Origin of the sequence: Candidatus Mesenet endosymbiont of Phosphuga atrata (assembly GCF_964020175.1) — a bacterium.
Lineage (GTDB): Bacteria > Pseudomonadota > Alphaproteobacteria > Rickettsiales > Anaplasmataceae > Mesenet.
Window position 1 is genome coordinate 507,469 of sequence record NZ_OZ026541.1, and the last position, 17,749, is coordinate 525,217.

At 31.3% G+C, this 17,749-nt stretch carries 16 protein-coding genes and 1 tRNA gene; 9 read left to right on the forward strand and 8 right to left on the reverse strand.

Translation table 11 applies throughout. The features are described 5' to 3' along the window. Positions 1-99 precede the first annotated feature (99 nt). The 5 genes from rpsT to AACL09_RS02555 all read right to left on the reverse strand — a co-directional run bounded on the left by rpsT (position 100) and on the right by AACL09_RS02555 (position 5,190). Positions 100-402, reverse strand: coding sequence for a 30S ribosomal protein S20 (rpsT, locus tag AACL09_RS02535; RefSeq protein ID WP_339048709.1), 303 nt, complete (start codon positions 400-402; stop codon positions 100-102). Positions 403-455: 53 nt separating this feature from the next. Next, complete coding sequence (locus AACL09_RS02540; protein WP_339048711.1) at positions 456-1,163, reverse strand: lysophospholipid acyltransferase family protein; 708 nt, start codon at positions 1,161-1,163, stop codon at positions 456-458. An 11-nt stretch (positions 1,164-1,174) separates the two neighbouring features. Next, the gene (locus AACL09_RS02545; protein ID WP_339048713.1) at positions 1,175-2,572 is read right to left on the reverse strand and encodes a hypothetical protein; all 1,398 of its coding nucleotides are present in this window, start codon (positions 2,570-2,572) and stop codon (positions 1,175-1,177) included. 112 nt (positions 2,573-2,684) lie between these two features. Then, positions 2,685-4,223, reverse strand: coding sequence for a hypothetical protein (locus AACL09_RS02550; RefSeq protein WP_339048715.1), 1,539 nt, complete (start codon positions 4,221-4,223; stop codon positions 2,685-2,687). 52 nt (positions 4,224-4,275) lie between these two features. Next, positions 4,276-5,190: a tyrosine recombinase gene (locus AACL09_RS02555; RefSeq protein WP_339048717.1), complete on the reverse strand. Its 915-nt coding sequence runs from the start codon at positions 5,188-5,190 to the stop codon at positions 4,276-4,278. 224 nt (positions 5,191-5,414) lie between these two features. Here AACL09_RS02555 and AACL09_RS02560 point away from each other — a divergent pair, with 224 nt between their 5' ends. The 3 genes from AACL09_RS02560 (at position 5,415) to gltX (ending at position 9,642) form a co-directional block, all read left to right on the forward strand. Next, a complete protein-coding gene (locus AACL09_RS02560; protein WP_339048995.1) occupies positions 5,415-7,670 on the forward strand; it encodes an AAA family ATPase in 2,256 nt (751 codons plus the stop codon). Between the two features lie 72 nt (positions 7,671-7,742). Beyond that, positions 7,743-8,240, forward strand: a complete 498-nt coding sequence (locus AACL09_RS02565; protein ID WP_339048719.1) for a CinA family protein — start codon at positions 7,743-7,745, stop codon at positions 8,238-8,240. Then, complete coding sequence (gene gltX, locus AACL09_RS02570) at positions 8,233-9,642, forward strand: glutamate--tRNA ligase (protein ID WP_339048721.1); 1,410 nt, start codon at positions 8,233-8,235, stop codon at positions 9,640-9,642. Before AACL09_RS02565 ends, gltX begins: the two co-directional genes overlap by 8 nt. 112 nt (positions 9,643-9,754) lie before the next feature. Here gltX and AACL09_RS06355 read toward each other — a convergent pair whose 3' ends face one another. Then, the gene (locus AACL09_RS06355; RefSeq protein WP_410519823.1) at positions 9,755-9,850 is read right to left on the reverse strand and encodes a hypothetical protein; all 96 of its coding nucleotides are present in this window, start codon (positions 9,848-9,850) and stop codon (positions 9,755-9,757) included. A gap of 697 nt (positions 9,851-10,547) precedes the next feature. On the opposite strand from AACL09_RS06355, the gene AACL09_RS02580 reads away from it, so the two are divergent. Further along, positions 10,548-11,648 carry an efflux RND transporter periplasmic adaptor subunit gene (locus AACL09_RS02580; protein ID WP_339048723.1) on the forward strand — a complete coding sequence of 367 codons (1,101 nt, stop codon included), beginning with the start codon at positions 10,548-10,550 and terminating at the stop codon, positions 11,646-11,648. Positions 11,649-11,726: 78 nt separating this feature from the next. Next, positions 11,727-12,107, forward strand: coding sequence for a hypothetical protein (locus tag AACL09_RS02585; RefSeq protein ID WP_339048725.1), 381 nt, complete (start codon positions 11,727-11,729; stop codon positions 12,105-12,107). Between the two features lie 60 nt (positions 12,108-12,167). Here AACL09_RS02585 and coaD read toward each other — a convergent pair whose 3' ends face one another. Continuing rightward, a complete protein-coding gene (gene coaD, locus AACL09_RS02590; RefSeq protein WP_339048727.1) occupies positions 12,168-12,656 on the reverse strand; it encodes a pantetheine-phosphate adenylyltransferase in 489 nt (162 codons plus the stop codon). A 68-nt stretch (positions 12,657-12,724) separates the two neighbouring features. Here coaD and AACL09_RS02595 point away from each other — a divergent pair. The 4 genes from AACL09_RS02595 (at position 12,725) to purE (ending at position 15,429) form a co-directional block, all read left to right on the forward strand. Further along, positions 12,725-12,797, forward strand: a tRNA-Phe gene (locus tag AACL09_RS02595). An 84-nt stretch (positions 12,798-12,881) separates the two neighbouring features. Continuing rightward, complete coding sequence (locus tag AACL09_RS02600; RefSeq protein ID WP_339048729.1) at positions 12,882-13,892, forward strand: hypothetical protein; 1,011 nt, start codon at positions 12,882-12,884, stop codon at positions 13,890-13,892. Further along, positions 13,889-14,845, forward strand: a complete 957-nt coding sequence (locus AACL09_RS02605; protein ID WP_339048731.1) for a glutamine amidotransferase-related protein — start codon at positions 13,889-13,891, stop codon at positions 14,843-14,845. The genes AACL09_RS02600 and AACL09_RS02605 overlap by 4 nt, the downstream gene beginning before the upstream one ends. A 92-nt stretch (positions 14,846-14,937) precedes the next feature. Beyond that, positions 14,938-15,429 carry a 5-(carboxyamino)imidazole ribonucleotide mutase gene (gene purE / locus AACL09_RS02610; RefSeq protein WP_339048997.1) on the forward strand — a complete coding sequence of 164 codons (492 nt, stop codon included), beginning with the start codon at positions 14,938-14,940 and terminating at the stop codon, positions 15,427-15,429. A gap of 87 nt (positions 15,430-15,516) precedes the next feature. Here the strand turns inward: purE and AACL09_RS02615 are convergent, their stop codons facing one another. Further along, positions 15,517-17,499 carry a hypothetical protein gene (locus AACL09_RS02615; RefSeq protein ID WP_339048733.1) on the reverse strand — a complete coding sequence of 661 codons (1,983 nt, stop codon included), beginning with the start codon at positions 17,497-17,499 and terminating at the stop codon, positions 15,517-15,519. Positions 17,500-17,749 lie beyond the last annotated feature (250 nt).

Here is a 17,749-nt window from a genome sequence, read left to right on the forward strand (position 1 = left end):
AATTTATACTAGCACGAATTCTATTATTTTCACAAATTTAATAGAACTTTCTGAGTTTTTAGACTTTTTCTTAAGTAATAATATTATAAACCCGTTACACTAGCTTTTTTCTACTAAATTGACCTGTGAATTTGTGCTTTTAAATAATTTATGTATTTTTGCATTCAAACGACTTATCTTACGTGCAGCTGTGTTTTTATGCATCACACCTTTAGTTACGCATCTATGCAAATTAGACATAGCACTTTTAAATGCTAACATTGCACTTTCATAGCTACCTGCACTTATCGCATCCATTACTTTTCTAACAGTAGTACGTGTTTTGTTTTTACGCATATTGTTAATTAAAGTGCGTTTTTCTATTTTCCTTATCATCTTTTTAGCACTTGCAGTGTTTGCCATATTTACAACCAATAAATTATTAAATCCCTCATAATTTAATATGAAACATAAACTTAAGTCAATAATATACTTCTTTCTTCAATGGAGTTTTGTAATAAAGTAAGAAAATCCTTCTTAGTAAGCCCAGGATATATAGGTGGCAATATTTCCACTATAACTTTCCCGCAGTTTCTTTGTAGAGACATTATATTTCTTGGCCAAAACAGTCCTGTATTGAGTGCAATAGGTAAAACCGGTACGGATAAATTTGAATATAGAAACGCAATACCAGATTTATATTCTCTTTTTTGACCAATTGCCACTCTAGTTCCTTCTGGAAATATCACTACAGTTCTTCCTTCTTTTAAACGAAGTTTTGTGGTTTTAGTCATATTATGTATAACACTACTGCCACCCTTGCGATCAATGAATATCATCTTTAGTGCAAAAAAATGTAGCCCAATAAAAGGTAGCCAAAGTAACTCTTTTTTTAGGATAAAAACCGTCCGTTTGAATAAAACCATCAAAATGAATGTTTCTAAAGGAGATTGATGCTTAGATGCAACTATAAAAGATCTATCTGGAATATTTTCTTTCCCTCTAACTTCATAGGTAATACCACAAATCAATTTCAGCATCAAAAGTACAATTCTTACAGCAAATGAAGAAAACACAATAATAACTGGTAATGGCATAAGAAGTATAGGCAAGGCAGCTATAGTATATAAAGCTGCCCAAACAACTAGAAATAAGTTAAAGCTGATATTTCTAATTAAGTTCATTTTTGGGAAGGCTAAACTGTAGTAGTTGTAGTTTCTATAAGAGGAGTTTTTATACCTATAGTCATTTTAGAATCTGGAGTTTTTCTCAGACAAAGATAAGCGATAGTAGAAACAAACACTAATATCGAAACAGCAAGGCCAGCACCACAAATTTCTTTTCCTATATCTGTATCACTTCTAGATAAAAAGAAAGCAAAAAATATGATAGCAAACATGCTAGCTACCATTAACCCCATTAATAATCCACACTTCCCTGCTGGTTTATGATCTTGAGCACTGTTATGTAGTTCTGATTTACTTGATTTGTGCTCATTTGAAATCTCAGACTTAGCGTTTTTTCTCTCTTTTATGTCAAGTATTTTTTCTCTTTTTCGCTGAACTTGTTGGATTTGTTCTTGATTGAGAAGTGATGTTCCGGTAATAATACCACTCTTAAAAGATGAACATATGCTTTTTAACAAACCTTCACTTGCATTTAGTGCTCTCAAAAACGGTTTAACATTCTCATTGTAGTTCTCGTCTCCTCTTTTTATCTTATTTATGCCCTTTTGATTGATAAGAATACTAGTATGATAATGAGCCTCCCTAACTTTCTGCCCTCCAACCTCTTCAGTAGGTTTTTTTCCATTATTAGTAAATTCATGCTTAACTTTATTATTAAAATCATCAATGATTTTCTGAGATATAATAGAATTTCCAAGCTTGCAAAGTTGATATTTTAATGTTGAGTTGTCATTCAACTTAGTGCTCTTAAGCTGACTGTCTTTTAAAATTTCAAATAATTTTTCTTTTTTCTTTTCGTTGCTGCTTGCTTCATAAAAAGCTCGTGCTAGTTCCACACTCACAGGTCCACATGAACGACCATCTTGTTGTATTACATCTTGAGAAACATATATCTGAGCTGCATTTTCTTTTGCAGCATGACGAATAATATCAATAAATTCTTCATCAATAGCTTTTTCTCCTTGATCAGTAGGGCGGTCACCGAATTTTGAACCCTGAGGATCAACTACTAAGACGCTTTTCTTATCTTTATGACCATGAAAAAAGTATAAAAACACATAATGCCCAGCAACTTGTGCTCGGTATCCTTCATCACAATGAGGTATCCCCCTAATAAAACATACAGGCAATTTTGTTTCTTCAAGCAGCTGAAATGCTTGCTTGAATTCTTTATTTACTGCTTCTTTTATAAGTTTTTGATCCTTTTGTTGATTTAGTTCAAATCCATACGCTTCAACACTACTCTCGCTTTGTACTGCAATAATTGCACTTGCTTTTTTATCAATGTATTCTTTAGCAGTAATATCGCTAAGTGATGCTTTCATGATTTCAGGAGTGTACCAGTCTTTCAAAAAGTTAACTTGGGAATTTAAGTTATTATTTATAAATTGACCACCACCATTCATAACAAAACCAATAGCTACTATACCGGAAATAATATCATTTATTTATTAAAAAAGCAACCATTTTTGAAACTCTTATTTCTGCAGATGAAGAAGTATTAATTATATAAAGTAACTAATTATAACTCTTAGTTTGTTGTAGCTCAGCTTGTATATTTGGATCATCTATCTTAGGTGCTACTTTTTGTTCCTTATTTTTTACAAAACATACAACAGAAATAGTGCAGACAAGCGTTATTGATGAAGTAGCCAGAATACCTATATTTATCATTTTCCCTATACTCATACCATTATTACCTGTAAGTAATAACATGGAAGATAAGATAGAACCAGAAATACAGACAGCAATCAGTAATGTTAAGCAAGGATTGAATTTTTGCAAGCATTCTTCACTCTGAATTTCTGTGTATTCATTGTGATCTTCATCAGCAATCCGTTTTATATTCTTTCTAGTATGTTGATGATCTCTTTTTTCCTCATTGCTTAATTGTGTGTATGGATTTTTTATTTGCCCATCGGCTAACTGAAGTGTAACCCTTTTATTATCTTTTTTTATTAGTGACTTTTTTCTCTTATCTTTCTTTTTGCCTTTAGCTTCTGGTGTGTCTACTGCATTTTTTGAAGTTTTTACCTGATCAAGTATTTCAGCACCAGTAATAATCCCGCTTTTAAAAGATGGACATAATTTTTCTAGATCTAGTAGATTTGGATCTGCACCTAATTTTATAAGAAAGGGCTTGATATGGGATATAAAGTAACTTTCCTTTAAATACTTTTTCTTTTTGTCAACAGAGGCAGTAGTGTTGTGATGTTTTTCTCTAGTCTTCTCCCCACCAACATCTTCATGATTACCATCAACAAATGTAACTGGTTCTTTTATACTAAAATCATCAATTACGTTCTGAGGTATAATATCAGTGCCAAGTTTACAGAGCCTATAAAGTTGCTTTGATGTAAAATAGTCGAAAAGGCCAGGCTTAGGTTCGTTTTTTTTCAAAATCTCAAACAATCTTTCTTTTTTTCCTTCATCACTATCTATTTCATAAAAAGCTCGAACTAACTCTACACATATTGGCCCACAAGAACGGCCATCTTGTTGTATGACATCTTCAGAAACATACAACTTAGCTCCACTTTTTTTCGCAGCATAATAGATAATATCAACAAATTCTTCATCAATAGCTTTTTCGTTTTGATCGGTGCCGAACTTTGATCCTTGAGGATCAATTATCAGAACACTTTTCTTATGATTGTGGTTACGGAAAAAGTATAAAAATATGTAATGCTCAGTAATTTTTTCTTCATATCCTTCATCATAATGAGGAATACTTCTAATGAAGCATACTGAAAGTTTTGTTTGCTTAAGAAGCATAAGTGCCTGACTAAACTCTTCACTTACCACATTTTTTATAAATTCTTTATCTGACTCCTTATCGTTGTTTGATTCATAAGCTTCACTTTGTACGATAATAATTGCATTTGCTTCCTTATTAGCATATTCATTAGTAGTAATATCCCCAAGTGAAGCTTTTATAAATTCAGAATCATACCAACCAAAGAGAGATTTCGGCTTTGGTGGAGATGTTATATGTGTTTTACCTTCTTTATTACTGAAAAACTCTATATCTATTTCAGCTGCACTCCCCCCAGGCATATTTCCCCCTAAACAATGTCTTATAACTATATAGTTCTTTTAAAAAAAGCAATTATATTGGCTTTTCTTTAGCCAGTGGATGTAACTTAAGTAAGATATTTTTAAGTTTTTCATTAGCAACATGAGTGTATATTTGTGTGGTAGATATGCTGCTGTGCCCTAGCATTTTTTGAATAAAAATAATATCAGCGCCATTATTAAGTAAGTGAGTGGCAAAGGAATGCCTAATAACGTGTGGGGAGACTTTTTTCTCATCTATAGCACATTTTCTTGCTAAGTCTTTAAGTAGCTGGCCTATGCGTTGTCTAGTGATTGGATTGTCAAACTTATCTCCGGGAAATAACCACTTTGATTCTTGATTATTTGTGATAAATTTTGCTCGAATAGTGAGATATTTATTAATGCTGTTAATTGCTGTTTCGTTCAATAAAACTAACCTTTCTTTCTCTCCTTTTCCTTTTATTATAATGTAACTGCACTTTTCGCCATTACTAATTGCTGCTAAAGTCTCATCAAGCTTAATACTTATCAGTTCAGAAATCCTCATTCCAGAAGAGTAAAGAACATTCACAATTACGTTTAATCTTGCTTCATAATTTGAAGTCAGCAATTTGTTTACTTCATCTATGCTTAGATATTTCGGTAATGGCCGATGTGATTTAGGTACGATAAGCTTAATTGTTGGGTTATAATCTATTACTTCATCACTACATAAGAAACGATAGAAATGCTTAATAGATGATATTTTCCTCTGTACTGAGCTAATTTTATAACCCTGTTTACGCAAAAAACTTATATAGGCACGTAAATTTTCTGTACTTGCTCGTACTAAATTAATATTCTTTGCGGATAAAAAATCAATTAATCCCAGCAAGTCCAGCCTATAAGCATCTAACGTGTTTTGTGTTACGTATTTTTCCGCAACTAATGCCTCTAAAAAAGACTCTAAATAAAATTTATCTTTCATCACGATTATTCAGAAAACTTAAACTTCAAAATATATAAAGTTAAAAATCTTTTTAAGAAGGTATATAGCATCTTTCTTCTCCTTAAAATATTATTTTCTTCTTTATTGTCAGCATTGACTAATCTTTAAAGACAGAATTTTAGCAAATTTAAAAAGGCATTTCATCTTCAACTTATTTTTAACGCTTATATGGTAAGTATAATATGTTATTTAGGAGTGCATTAGTGATATCTAAAAATCTCGAATTTAGCTTATATAGAGCATTAACTATTGCTTGTGATTTAAAACATCAATACGCTAAACTTGAACATTTGTTACTTGCTCTTACAGAAGATATAGATGTTAAGAAAATCTTATATAAGTGTAATGTTGAAATAAGTGAGCTAAGAAATAATATTGTGAATTTTCTCCAGCATGAAGACAGAATGGTAGTTGAATATGACTTAGCTACTATTAAACCTGATTTTGCATTTCAACGTGTAATACATAGGGCTATTATACATGCTCATGGTTTGGGAAAAAGGGAAGTTGATGGTACTAACGTGCTTGTTGAGGTGCTTTCTGAGTGCCATTTGCTAAAAGCAAATTTTCTACATGAATATAATTTAGACCTAAGTGATATTATTAATACCGCATCTAGTATATTACATTGTAATGAAGAATCTGGTGTCGATTATTTTGATCAAAAACAATCTACTACTACTGAAGATAATGCGCTACTTAAAGATGACGAAAGCCTGCAAGCCTATTGCGTCAATCTGAATCATCAAGCAAAAGATGAAAAAATAGATAGTGTAATTGGGCGCACATATGAGCTTAATAGAACTATTGAAATTTTGCTAAGACATAAAAAAAGTAATCCTATATACGTGGGTGATCCTGGTGTTGGCAAAACCGCTATTGTTGAAGGCTTAGTTTTAAAAATAATTAAAGGTGATGTTCCAGATCCTCTAAGATTTAGTACAGTTTATTCTCTTGATATAGGATGTCTGCTTGCAGGAACACGCTATCGTGGGGATTTTGAAGAGCGTGTTAAGTCTGTAATAAAAGCAATCGAAGTAAGGCCAAATGCTATACTTTTTATTGATGAGATACATACAATAATTGGTGCTGGTTCAACAAGTGGTGGATTTCTCGATGCTAGTAATTTACTTAAACCAGCTTTAGCTCGTGGTACATTACGCTGCATAGGAGCGACTACTTATAAAGAATATAATAATAGTTTTGAGAAGGATCGAGCACTTGCCAGGAGATTTCAAAAAATAGATATTAAAGCATCTCCTATTCTAGAAACAATAAAGATATTACATGGTATTAAGCCTCATTATGAAGCTTATCATGGTGTATATTATACCAATCAGGCAATAAAATTAGCTGCTGAGTTATCAAGTAGATATATCTCTGATAGAGTGTTGCCAGACAAAGCTGTGGATGTCATTGATGAAGCTGGTGCATATTGTAAATTACTAAATACTCGGAGAAGGATGGTAACTGCAAAAGACATTGAGAATGTTATAACGAAGATCTCTGGTGTGCCATGCAACCAACTAACATTTAATGATCAGAAAAAAATTAAGTCCTTAGAAAAAAAATTAAAAAATCTTGTCTTTGGTCAAGATGAGGCAATTGATTGTCTTATTAATTCCATTAAAATAGCAAAGTCAGGTCTTGGTAATGAAAATAAACCATTGGCAAGCTATTTATTTGCTGGACCAACAGGAGTTGGAAAAACTGAACTTGCTAAACAATTAGCAGAAAATACAGGCATGAAGTTCATACGTTTTGATATGTCTGAATATATGGAGCCTCACACTGTATCAAGGATTATAGGATCTCCACCTGGATATGTAGGATACGATAACGGAGGACTTCTTACCGATGCTGTTGCTAAAAATCAGCATAGCGTGCTACTGCTTGATGAGATAGAAAAAGCCCATTATAGCATATATAATATACTGCTACAGATGATGGATTACGGTTGTGTTACTGATACTTATGGACGTAAAGTTAATTTCTGTAATGTAATTTTAATCATGACAACAAATGCTGGAACTTTCGAATTAAGCAAGAATTCTGTTGGTTTTGATAGGGATAAAAATTTTAATATTGATTCCAGTAAGAAAGCTATGGAAAGGGTATTTACTCCTGAGTTTCGTAATCGTTTAGATGCTGTTGTATCATTTTCCCACTTAAAGCCTGAAATTATTACCTGCATAATAGATAAGTTTATTTCACAACTTAAGGTTCAACTTATGAAAAAAAGAATTAAATGTGAAATTGATGATGAAGCAAGGCATTATCTAGCAAGAATTGGCTATAATGAAGAGTTAGGAGCTCGTCCAATAGAAAGAGTAATAACCAAGGAGATAAAGGAGCAAATTGCAGATGAAATATTATCTGGGAGATTATCAAAAGGGAAAAAGTTAAATATTGTTATGAATGATAAACAAAGTGCCGTTGCATTTAAGATAAGCGATTAATTAATATAAGATTGATTTTAAGTTATGCTCTTGATACAGTTCAGTTCATGAAAAAGTAAATTTCCAAATAAAATGATTGATCAAGATATACTAAATAAAGCTTTAGCATGTTACAAAAAAATTAAAGAAAGTAACTTTAAGATTGCTATTGCTGAGTCTTGCAGCGGTGGTCTTTTATCTTTTTTATTTACCACTATTTCTGGAGCATCAACAATATTAGATTGTGCATTTGTAACCTACTCTAATAATTCTAAAAGTAAGATTTTAGGTGTGCAGGAAGAAACATTAAGAAATTATGGTGCTGTTAGCAAGGAAGTAGCAAATGAAATGGCACGCGGTACTTTACTTAGATCAAATGCCAATATTGCAGTTGCAATTACTGGAATTGCAGGTCCAGATGGAGGATCAAGCTGTAAACCTGTAGGTTTGGTATATATAAGCTGTATGCTTTCCAAAATTAATATTGATTGCAAAGAATATCACTTTAATTACAGTGATCGCAATAAAATACAAGTTGCAGCTGTAGATGCTGCTTTAGACTTTATTTTAGATAGAATTGAAAATGCCTAAAGTTATCACACGTTTTGCTCCTTCCCCGACAGGTTTTTTGCATATTGGTGGAGCACGTACTGCTTTGTTTAACTGGTTATACGCAAAGCGCAATAATGGTCAATTCTTATTGAGAATAGAGGACACAGATCAAAAAAGATCAACCAAAGAAGCAATAGATGCAATAATTAAGGGTCTTTCTTGGCTTGACATAGATTACGATGGAGAAGTTATATTTCAATCGCAAAGAATAGAGAGACATATAGAAGCAGCTAACCATTTAGTTAAAATTGGTAAAGCTTATTACTGCTTTTGTCCCCCTAATAATACTGAAGAACGAGAATTAAAGACAAAACCTTATAGACATAAATGTACAAATAGTCCAGCGTCTTGTAACACTCCGGCAATACGCTTTAAGGTTCCATCAGATGGGGAAATTGCTTTTAATGATAATGTATATGGCACAATGAAAATTGATAATGCACAACTTGATGATATAGTAATTCTACGTTCAGATATGACTCCAACCTATATTTTTGCTGTTGTCGTTGATGATCATGATATGGGGATCACGCAAATAATTAGGGGTTCTGATCATTTAACTAATACTTTTAAGCAGTTACTGATATATCAAGCGTTTGGCTTTAATCCTCCTAATTTTGCACATGTTCCACTTATTCATGATGAAAACGGTCACAAATTATCTAAAAGGCATAATGCTTTAAGTGTAGTTGAATATGAAAAAATGGGTATATTGCCGAAAGCAATGCGCAACTATCTTTTAAGGCTTGGTTGGGGCCATAATAATGATGAGATTATAAGTAATGAGCAAGCAGTTAAGATATTTAATTTACAAGGAATTGGACGTTCACCTGCACGTTTAGATTTTAAAAAACTTGAGCATCTCAATAGTTATTATATTAATAATATGAGTAATGAACAGCTTCTCAATATGCTTATTCCAATTTTAGAAAAAGAAGTTAAGAACAGAATAACTGAAAGGCATAAAAATTACTTATTGCAAGGGCTTACAGAACTAAAAAAAAGAGCTAATTCTTTGATTAGTTTAGCTAAATCAGCTCTCTTTTATGTTGAAAGTCCTCCAATTATTGCTGATGAACATGCATATGAAGTTATAAAATCTAACCTTGACAGTATTGGTTTGTTAGCATCTTTCTTATCAGAAATTATTGATCAAAATTGGAATAGAGATACAATCTCCATAGAAATTAAAGAGTTTACAAATTTACATAACATACAAATAAGTGAGATTTATAAGATTTTACGTGCTTCAATTGTAGGAACAATAAATTCACCAAGTATTATTGATATAATGGTAATACTTAATAAAGATGAATGTCTTTTTAGATTAAAATCAATATTAAAACAGTTAGAGCCAGTACAAAATAGCAACGTTAAATGAATAAACTTGTTATATATCATATATATACTAGAGGGTTTAAGGTGATAGAGAATTATAAAATATGTAATCAATATATCCATAACTATAATATATTCTAAACTGAATTATAAGCCTAAATAATAGAGTTACCAACAAGAAGTAATAAGTTTTCTTGTTGATACATTCTAGGTCTTAGCCAGCTTTTAATTGTGTGCCAGCAATTTTCAATTGGATTAAGATCTGGTGAATATGGAGGAAGATAGAGTAAATTGCCTTTTCAATTAATTCTCTTGTTTTAGCGGTTTTATTGCATTATCGATAACTATCGCACTGTAATTGTGGTAATAATATTTGTTCTAACCACTTTTCGTATGAAACCACTAGCTTTTGCTGGTTTTATCCGGCAGATTGCTTTTTCAGCCATCTGTATAGTATTGCTATTCCAACAGCTCCACAACCTCAGCTTTCGACTTCCCTTTCTCAACCATAGATACCGCTTTCTCCCGTAAATCTAAGCTATCTCTTTATATATTAAAAATTTCATTATACCTTTATCACTTATTTTTGAAAGTACTATAAATCCTGGATCATTACCATTTATTATTAAATATATATCTGTCCTCTTTATTCTCTTGTTTATTAATATATCTAAATAATTAAATTTGCTATTTTTACCATCTGGCAGCGATGCACCTAATTCTCTTGGTATTCAGGTTACTATTATAGGAGCTTCATCCAATAGCCTTTTCCTGCCACCTATCATTAATTTACTTATTTTAATGCTCAAGGTATATTATAGTTAATATATTAATCAATCCTCATAATTAAGTTTATTTAATAATTTCTACATTGTTTAGTTTTTTAATTAGAAGAATGATTTACTGTTATGCTAATATAATGTTAGCCAATTATTAAAAAAATATACCATGAACAATAACACTAAATTTTACGCTCAATTGCGAGATCTACTTATTAGGTTAAAAGCTTTAAAATTAAAATATAAAATAGCGTTATCAATATTGATCCTTTCCATATTATGGTTTAGTAGCGGTTTGTTTTATAGCAATAACGTAATAGAAAAAGGTAATAACATCACAGAAACAGTACAAGTTAAGCTAGTGGAGTCAAAAGCACAAGAGGAAACGATATATTTATCTTTTACTGGAACAGTAGATATGCATCAATTCATAAATGTTGTACCAGAAATCAACGGAAAAGTTGTTGATATTTATGTTTCAAGTGGAAATAAAGTAAATAAGGGAGACGCTATTTTAAAATTAAAAGAGTATGATTACATAGAGCAGTACGAAAGAGCTAAAGCTCTTGTAAAACAATATGAAGCTGAATATCAAGCCTCTGAATCTCTAAATGAAAAGGGTTATAGATCTCAAACTCAAGCTGAAGCAGCCTTTGCTGCTGTGCAAAGTGCTAAAGCTGACCTAAAAAGAGCACAGATAAATTTAGAAAATACAACTGTTGTAGCACCTTTATCTGGCTACGTTGATAAGATCGTAGTTGGAAAAGGAGATTTTATAACTACTAGCAAACCTATCACTACTATTATTAATTTTGATGAAGTTATTATTGCAGTACATGTGTCGGAGAAAGATGTAAACAAAATAAAATTGGGAAATACTGCCAAGATAAACTTAGCAAATAGTTATCAGACTGAAGGAGAAGTAAGTTTTATAAGTAAGGTAATAAGTCCAGCAACTAGGACTTATAGAATAGAGGTAACAATTCCAAAAAACAATTATGAAATGTTTATTACTAAAGGCATGATAGCAGACGTTCAGTTAGCGGTGGGTACAGTAATTGCGCACAAAGTACCTGCTTCAACTTTGATTTTAAATGATGATGGTATTATTGGCGTTAAAATTGTTGAAAATGATAATACTGTTTCTTTCTTACCCGTAGAAATTATAGATCAAGATAATATATTAATTTTTGGCCTTCCTAAGGATATAAAATTAATTACTTCAGGGCATTACTTTGTTAATGATGGAGAAAAAATACATGTAGGTTGATATTACTTCAATTTAACTTTAATTCTTGACTTATAAGTAATTTTTAATATTTTATTATTAATTAAAATAGGGGGAAGTATGACTAAAGAAAATCAAGACATCATACAAAAGAAAGTTATAGAGCAAAAATCTTTTGAGTTGCCAGATGATTTTTGGCCTAAATCTATTGTATCCTCAAAACCTATACCACCACCAAAACCTCAAGGACCAAAACTAGAGCATCACGATGAAAAAATTTGTGGCTCTAATCGTCAAGAATCAAATGTTAATATCACTGTTGAGCAAGAATGTTGTGAGGTTTCTGTAAAGGATATAAGAAGAAATTTCGAACAACCTAAAGGAACAGTTGCCACTCTTATAGAGAAAATAAATCAAAATAATCTAGATTCAAATGCTGAATCAAAGTGTAAAATGATTAATATAAAAGAAGTTAAGCAAGTTTGTGGTCGCAAAAGATAATTTACTAAATAAGCTACTTTGGGTTTCCAAAGTAGCTTGAATTCTTTTTTTAAATAAAAGTTATTTATAATAAAAATTTAAAAGTTGTTCTTTCACATTTTTCGAAACAAACTTACTTACATCTCCATTCAGTCTTGCAATTTCTTTAACGAAACTTGAAGAGATAAACTGAGTATCCTCAGCAGCAGGTAAAAATATTGTTTCAATTTTAGGAGATAGTTTATAATTTATCCAGCTCATTTGAAATTCATAATCAAAATCCGATACTGCCCTTAAACCTCTAATTATCACTGAAGCGTTCTGCTTTTGAGCAAAATATATCAATAATCCATTAAATATTATCACTTCGGCTTTTATATTGAGTAATTTAATTTCTTCTCGTACCATCTCTGCTCGCGCATTAGCAGAAAAAATCATGTCTTTCTTAACGTCACAAGCTACACCAATGATCAACTTGTCAACTAAATTATATGCCCTCTTAATTATATCAACATGACCAAAAGTAATTGGATCAAAAGTACCAGGATACACACCTATCTTTATCGTCATAAGATTTAAAACAATGTAATAAATTTATTATAGACATGATAAAGTTTTTTGTTTAGAACTTTTAAGTTGGCTTGATAGCTCAGTCGGTAGAGCAAAGGACTGAAAATCCTTGTGTCGCTGGTTCGATTCCAGCTCAAGCCACGTTTATTAAAATTTTTACAAGAATATTTGCCTCTTATAGCAAATTGCATTATATTATATAGTGTTATATTTTTAATTAATTGTATGTTTAAGCTGCAAAACAGTTGCCATAAATTGCTTATTGTTAAAATATTCATATTGCTGTTTTTCCTGATATCTAGTTTTGTAAACGCAAACGAAATTAGCAATCAGAGTACGGATGTTTCTAATGATCAAAAAGAGGTAGTGGTTGGCTTGCTTAGGACAGAGAAGGAAACTTACCCATATGAATGGGAATTTTCTGATAATATATATGAAATGCTTACATATATGGGAGCAAATGTTTTACTGATTGATTATAATAAAATAGTAGATTTTGATAAAATAAAAAAAGAAGCACTATCTGAAGCTAAAAAAGATCAATTATTAGCAAATAAGTTAGAATTAGATAAAATTAAGGTAGTTGTTCAAAATTTTATTGAAGAAAATAAAATCAACAGAATATTTATAGCTGGAAATTATTACAATCTTGATTATGATCCTTTTCCACCAACACCAAATCGTCAATTAGTTACTGAAGCAATTGTAAAAATAGTAGATGATAATCCTAATATTCATATTATTGCTATCTGTGGTGGATTGCAAGGTGTGATGCATGCAAAAGGAGTTGAAATAATTCGTGTTGATAAACTGGTAGATGCAAAGCAACAAGAGGCACATTTAATATCAATGCCAAATCCGCAGCAAGAAAATGTGCATCTGCATAAGCTAAAAATCGTTCCAGAAAGTAGGTTAGGAGAAATAGCATCTAAATTTATCAAACCAGATAAAAATGGTTGGTTTTCTGTTTATTTCCCTGATGCTCACGGTGGAGTGGTTGATACCAGTAATCAGAATAAACAAAAGTTAGAGCATCTTGGGTATAAAGTAGTTGGATTTTCAGATGATGGCATTATTGAGGTGATTGAAGATAAGCATGGAAACCTATATTTTCAAGATCATCCAGAAGCACTTGTGATAAAATCTGATAAAAATTACCCTGCAAAAGAAAAAGAGAGGGGAATTGCTACTTTGGTGGCTATAGCTATTTTAAATGATTTTCTTTATAGAGAATGAGAATTTTTATAAATATATTAACGTTGCTATTTTTGCTTAAATTTAACTTTGCTATTGCAGAAGTAAGAGATTTTCCTAACAAAGACTGTGATATTACTGTTGGCTTACTGAGAACGGAAAAAGAAACTTATGACCATGAATGGGCATCTTCTGATAAAATATGTGAGATGCTTGTTAGTATGGGTGCACATGTTATATTAATTGATTACAATAAACTTTTCAGTAAAGCAAAGGAAGAAGCATTATCTGAAACTAAGGATGATGTGATACATGCAGAACAATTAGAATCTAAGAAAATAAAAGAAGTAGTTAAGGATTTTATTAAGGATAGCAAAATAAATAGAATATTATTACCAGGAAATTATTATAATCTTGATTCTGATCCTTTACCTCCTACCCCAAATCGTCAATTAGTGACTAAAGCAATCGTACAAATCGTAGATGAAAATCCCAATATCAGCCTGCTTTCTATTTGTGGGGGGCTGCAGGGAATTATGCATGCAAAAGGGATTGAGATAATCAGCATGAAAAAGCTGCATAAGATTCAAGAGAGCAAAAAATCTTATCATAACGATCGCCGTCTTAATAAGTTAAAGATAGCACCGGAAAGTAGATTGTCATCAATGGTATCACGCTTTGCACAACCTGATGAAGATGGTTGGTTTGCTATTTATTTCCCTGACGCTCATGGAGAGATGATTAATAACAGTGATGAGAATATTGAAAAGTTACAATCACTCGGTTATAAAGTTATAGGGCTTTCTGATGATGATGTCATTGAAGCAATTGAAGATAAGCATGGCAATATTCACTTTCAAGGACATCCAGAATCTCTTATTTTAAGGTCTAAGCGTTACTATTCTGAGAATTACAAAAAAAGGGAAATAGCAACTTTAATAACCATGGCTATAATTAATGACTTCTTATATCGTAAATGTGAAGCTATTATATAAACACATCAAGTTAAAATTTGGTCTGTGAGCGATCGGAAGTATAACTATCTGATGTGATCAAAGGGTTTAAAAATCATAAAAATGAGAAGAATATGACAGCAGAAGTAGCTATAATAATGGGCAGTGAGTCAGATTTTACAACAATGGAAAACTCATTAACTGTTTTAAAGGAATTACAGATATCGTACGCAATCCGTATAATATCTGCTCATAGAACGCCAGATAGGTTATTTGATTTCGCTAAATCTGCAGAAAAGGAAGGTTTCAAAGTGATTATAGCTGGAGCTGGTGGTGCAGCTCATTTGCCAGGAATGACAGCTGCACTAACTCATCTACCTGTTATAGGCGTGCCAATTCAGAGCAAGCATTTAAATGGTATAGATAGTTTGCTCTCTATCACACAAATGCCCAAAGGAGTTCCTGTCGCAACTATGGCAATAGGCAGCAGTGGAGCATTCAACGCTGCTATTATGGCTGCATCCATATTATCTATCAGCAATAATGATATTGCTGATAAATTAAAAAAATGGCGAGATAAACGAACTAATGAAGTAAAAAAAATGCCTTCTTCATTGATGTCTTGATTAATCTCCATCTTTACAATATGAGATAGAAGTTATTTAAGAATTATTGATCTGTCATCTTATAATTCATTTAGCATTCTTAAAAAATCAACCTATACATTTTATAGTAGTTAATAATTTGTGTATAGTAACACCATGTAATTCATTACTTACACTGCTCGTTATATTATCAGGGGTTTTTGTATATCGACCTGAAATTCCAGGTTCTATATCACTCTTATAATCTGTATTTAAATTTGAGTTGAGTGCATTATACTCTAGTGTTACACCAACAAAATTTACCACTGGTTCTACAATATTATAATAACACCAGTTTTTAATATTACTAAATGTACTGAAAGAGTTATTACTTTCTTCTTTATTATCTTGCTGCTGAACATTTTGTGATGTTTCGGAAGTCAATTTTTCCTGTGGGCTTTCTAAAGCTTTTATATTGCTTATCTCCGTGTTAACGTTCAAGTTTGGCCAATTAAATCTAATTATAAAAGACGTTTGAAAATTTTTCATTCCAAATATGCTGCTTATAGGCCTTCCATATATTGATAATAGTAATGTCATTGTGTTACTAAATGATAACCTCTTCTGCTTTTGCACTATATGCAAATTACTCATCGTATTGCTATCAAGATTTTGAACTACTTGCGCTTTTTTAAGTGATTGTGTAATTGAAAACACTTTTTTAGGTTTTGGTGCATTCACATTGATAGTAGGTGAATAACTTATATCCACATGTTTTACAACTGAAGCTTTTTCTGCCTCCCTATCATTAAACTTCTTTTGCAACTCTACTTCTGTGGACAATTGTATCGTTATTCCGGTGCTCGAACCCTCATCAATACACTCCGATTCTCCGCTCCCTACCACTTTCTCCTCATAAGTGAGTTTCGGAAGAGGTTCATTCTTTAAATCAATCTGTTGCTGGTTATTTGCTTCTTCTACTATTGCCTCAGATTTCCCCACACTGCTATCTCTCTCATTAACTTTTTGCTGATATTTAACACAATCTTCATAAGAAGCTAAAGGACTAAGCTCTTTACTAGCTACGCCTTCGTCGTAAATTAAACGTAGACTTGAATCTGATAAAATTTTTGCGGCACTTTCCCGATTAAATTTTTTTATTTCCTTGCCAAATTTTCTTTCTAATTTATCTTTATGTTTCATTAAGAAACATCCCTCTATTGTCTCTTCTAATGGACATTCCAGATTAAAGCCAAGATGATTTTTCACTTGGCTTATATAATCAAGATTAAATTTGTGCCAAAGCGCGATTTTTTTTTGATCATTTCCTAATATCTTTGAATAACTTTCATCTACTTTGTTTAAGTTATCACGATTTTTTTCTTTTTCACTTTCCTTTTCCTTTTCAAATTCTTGCTGATAAGATAGAATTTGTTTTTTTAAGCGTATAGCATCATGTAATCCTCCTTCTTTAATACTATCGTGTATTACTTTCTCGCTAAATTGCTTCTTTTCGTTAAATTTTTGAAATTCTTCCTCAAGTCTATCTTGCTCACTTTGAGGCAAGGAATCTAAATTAATAGCAGACAATTCAATATTTAAATATTCTTCTAAGGAGCTTAGATAATTAAGTGCATTATCCCTATAAGATTCATTCGAAGGTTTATTATTATTCCTTTGCAAAACAGCCACTTTGTTATTAGAGCCTGTTTCGTCTAAATTACAAGATATAACTTTATTTTCTAGATCTATTATATACTGCAAGCCCTTCTTACGTATTTCACTATCAATAATCTTACTAGTTTTTAGGGCTTTTTCTTCAATGTCACCTTTAAGCTTCTTCCTTCCTTTTTTGCTTTGTATATCTTCTAATTCAATTTTTAATTGTGCTTTTAATTGCCTTTTAGCTTTCTTCTTATGAGAAGAAAGTAAGTAATCCTTAACATTGTGATTAAAATTATTGCATTTCTCTGTAAAATCATCTTTATCTTTAAAATCTAACACAGTGTAATAATTTAGCTCTTTCTTATTTTTTTTACCAAATAAGTAATTTTTTATCTCTTGTAATAGGGTATCATTATTTCTGTTCTTCTTAATACTTATGTTGCTCATTACCTTTCCCCTTGATTTTAAATAGCTTAATTTTTTAATATAATAAATTAAGATTAATCCTAAAATATTGATTTTTAGTTAATATAGTATAAAAAATAAGGATTTAATTTAATTATCTTATTAAAGATTAAAATAATTAATATATTCGCGCAACAAAAATTTATTATATCAAAATTATAAAGTGATAAAATGCTCCTATATTATAATGTAACCCCCTACTATAGTCGATTTAAGAAAAAGCATTTACTAG

What these genes read in the sequence shown, in the direction of transcription:
- AACL09_RS02540 (WP_339048711.1), bottom strand. Translation starts at nt 1,163, where the DNA reads ATGAACTTAATTAGAAATATCAGCTTTAACTTATTTCTAGTTGTTTGG.
- AACL09_RS02585 (WP_339048725.1), top strand. Translation starts at nt 11,727, where the DNA reads ATGACTAAAGAAAATCAAGACATCATACAAAAGAAAGTTATAGAGCAA.
- purE (WP_339048997.1), top strand. Translation starts at nt 14,938, where the DNA reads ATGACAGCAGAAGTAGCTATAATAATGGGCAGTGAGTCAGATTTTACA.
- AACL09_RS02605 (WP_339048731.1), top strand. Translation starts at nt 13,889, where the DNA reads ATGAGAATTTTTATAAATATATTAACGTTGCTATTTTTGCTTAAATTT.
- AACL09_RS02545 (WP_339048713.1), bottom strand. Translation starts at nt 2,572, where the DNA reads ATGAATGGTGGTGGTCAATTTATAAATAATAACTTAAATTCCCAAGTT.
- AACL09_RS02550 (WP_339048715.1), bottom strand. Translation starts at nt 4,223, where the DNA reads ATGCCTGGGGGGAGTGCAGCTGAAATAGATATAGAGTTTTTCAGTAAT.
- gltX (WP_339048721.1), top strand. Translation starts at nt 8,233, where the DNA reads ATGCCTAAAGTTATCACACGTTTTGCTCCTTCCCCGACAGGTTTTTTG.
- AACL09_RS02565 (WP_339048719.1), top strand. Translation starts at nt 7,743, where the DNA reads ATGATTGATCAAGATATACTAAATAAAGCTTTAGCATGTTACAAAAAA.
- coaD (WP_339048727.1), bottom strand. Translation starts at nt 12,656, where the DNA reads ATGACGATAAAGATAGGTGTGTATCCTGGTACTTTTGATCCAATTACT.
- AACL09_RS02555 (WP_339048717.1), bottom strand. Translation starts at nt 5,190, where the DNA reads ATGAAAGATAAATTTTATTTAGAGTCTTTTTTAGAGGCATTAGTTGCG.
- rpsT (WP_339048709.1), bottom strand. Translation starts at nt 402, where the DNA reads ATGGCAAACACTGCAAGTGCTAAAAAGATGATAAGGAAAATAGAAAAA.
- AACL09_RS02615 (WP_339048733.1), bottom strand. Translation starts at nt 17,499, where the DNA reads ATGAGCAACATAAGTATTAAGAAGAACAGAAATAATGATACCCTATTA.
- AACL09_RS02600 (WP_339048729.1), top strand. Translation starts at nt 12,882, where the DNA reads ATGTTTAAGCTGCAAAACAGTTGCCATAAATTGCTTATTGTTAAAATA.
- AACL09_RS02580 (WP_339048723.1), top strand. Translation starts at nt 10,548, where the DNA reads ATGAACAATAACACTAAATTTTACGCTCAATTGCGAGATCTACTTATT.